The organism is Nostoc sp. CHAB 5715 (assembly GCF_020829685.1).
Lineage (GTDB): Bacteria > Cyanobacteriota > Cyanobacteriia > Cyanobacteriales > Nostocaceae > Nostoc.
Genome location: NZ_JAIVFR010001065.1, coordinates 1 through 2,400, shown reverse-complemented (window position 1 = coordinate 2,400; position 2,400 = coordinate 1). Strand labels below are relative to the sequence as shown.

The 2,400-nt window shown below is 43.9% G+C and carries 2 protein-coding genes; both read left to right on the top strand.

Features of this window, described 5'->3' with window-relative positions; translation table 11 throughout:
- Window positions 1-242: 242 nt before the first annotated feature.
- Entirely contained in the window at window positions 243-1,523 is a 1,281-nt protein-coding gene (locus tag LC574_RS35915) for a ScyD/ScyE family protein (protein WP_229458390.1), read from the top strand.
- 132 nt (window positions 1,524-1,655) lie between these two features.
- Window positions 1,656-2,400, top strand: a 745-nt coding sequence (locus tag LC574_RS35910; protein ID WP_229458388.1) for a ScyD/ScyE family protein, incomplete at its 3' end; no start/stop codon positions are given.

The window sequence follows — 2,400 nt, the reverse complement described above, 5'->3', positions numbered from 1 at the left end:
ATGCCAATGTGTGACTGGGCGTTCTGTCGTGTGCTCTTCCGATCTAGTTTCATATTTTGTCATTAGTCATTGGTCATTAGTCATTGGTCATTAGTCATTGGTCATCTAAAAACTAACAAAGGACAAATGACAAAGGACAAATGACAAATGACAAAAGGTCATTAGTCATTGGTCATCTAAAAACTAACAAAGGACAAATAACAAATGACAAATGACAAAGGACAAATGACAAACGACAAAATATGAAACTTACCATTACCTTCCTAACTTTTTGTGTTGCCGCTTTTTCTGAAATCAAAGCTGCCTCAGCTGCATCCTTTTCAGTCATCGCCGACGGTCTATATAACGCTGGCGGACTGAGCTTTAGCCCTGATGGTAATCTCTATGTTACAGAGGCGGGAATAGGGGGAAGTGGAGGTTGTGTTCCACCAGCAAGCGGTCAAGGCGATTCTTTATGCTATGGCACAAGTGGGGCAGTTACCAAAATTCAGAATGGTAAAACCGAGCGCATACTTACAGGACTTCCTTCCTTAGCATTACCAGATGGCACTGGAGCGGCTGGCCCTCGTGATATCAAATTTGATGCTCAAGGTAAACCTTATGTTCTGATTGGGTATGGCGCTAATCCAACCTTTCGCGATCGCAATTTAGGTTACACTGACCTCGCTAAAATCATCGCTCCCGACTTTAATACCAATTCCTGGGCGAGTGTTGCCGATTTAGGTAATTATGAACTCGCCAACAATCCCGATGCTGGTGATGTCGGTAGCAATCCCTTGGGTTTTGTAATAGATGGCAATAATTTAATTGCAGTTGATGCCGGTGCAAATGATTTACTCAGTGTTAATACTGATGGGAGTAATTTGCAGGCGATAGTTGCGTTTCCCCAAGAAATATTAGCTAATCCCGTCTTTCCACCCTCCGGTACACCATCCAATGAACCAGCACAGGTGCCATCTGAAGGTGAAGTGGTGCGATCGCCGAAGGCGGGGCTTCGCCCATCGCAGTTTGCAAGCCAAGCAGTACCCTCAAGTGTGACCAAAGGCCCTGATGGCGCTTATTACATCAGCCAATTTACAGGTTTTCCCTTCCCAGAAGGTGGGGCAAACATCTATCGAGTCGGCGCTGATGCAACACCAACAGTATATGCAGATGGTTTTACCCAACTCACAGACTTGGAATTTGATACTGAGGGCAATTTATATGCTTTGCAGTACGCCAATCAGTCAGCTTGGAAAGGTGATTTTGATGGTTCTGTCATCAAAATAGCTACCAATGGGACACGCACAACTCTTCTGAGTGGGAATGGATTAGAGTCGCCTAGCGCCTTGACTATTGGTGCTGATGGTGCAGTATACGTCACAAACCGAGGCGATCGCCCAGGATTTGGACAAGTTCTCAGAATTGAAAATACCAAGTCTATTCCTGAACCTAGTTCTGCTTTCGGCATATTAGCGATCGGTGTCTTGGGCGTTGGCGTTGGTTGGTTACATAAAAAAGAGAGCTACCAAAACCTTACCTAATCACCAGTCCTACAAAATTCTCCTGAATTCTGACTCCTAAATTCTCAATTGTAACCCCTGACTCCTGACTCCTAATTCTTTTCTTGATAAAGTTTCCACAAACAAATTATTTAACTCTCAATCTCCAAAGGTATGAAACTCAAGTCATTTGCTCTTACATCTCTTACATTTTGTTTTGCTGCTATTTGTGGAACGCCATCTGTACAAGCTGCAACGCTAACGACAATTGTCGATGGAGTCAGTAATGCACGGGCTGTTAGCTTTGGCCCTGACGGCACTCTCTACGTAGCAGAGCCAGGTATTGGAGGAAACGGGAATTGCCAGCCATCTCCGAGTGCAATATTTCAGCCTCTTTGTGTAGGCAATACTGGTTCACTCGTTAAAGTCTCACCAGATGGTACACAAAAGCGTCTATTTAATAACTTTGTGTCTGTAGCAGAACAACCCAGCGGCAACCAAGGAGCCGGTATTCAAGATTTCCAATTCGATTCTAAAGGAAATGCTTATCTTTTAACTGGGTTTGCTGGTTATCCAGGAAACCGCGATAAAGAAACACTTGCTCTTGGTTCTAAATACCCTATCCCAGAAACGCAACTTAAGGTTTTCCCGCCATCCCCACCTGATAAAGTTTTGAATGCTCCACAGTTAGCACAACTTTTCAAAGCTGACTTGAACACCGGAGAACTGGAAAGTATTTTCGACTTCGGCAAGTATGAAATTATCAACAATCCAGATGGTCAGGATGTAGTTACCAATCCTTTCGATCTGACTATTAGTGGCGATACTGCTTATGTCATTGATGGGGGTGGAAACGCTGCTTACAAAATTAAACTTGATGGTAGTGATGTCCAAGCGATCGCAATTCCTAAGAAAATCG

What these genes read in the sequence shown, in the direction of transcription:
- LC574_RS35915 (WP_229458390.1), top strand. Translation starts at nt 243, where the DNA reads ATGAAACTTACCATTACCTTCCTAACTTTTTGTGTTGCCGCTTTTTCT.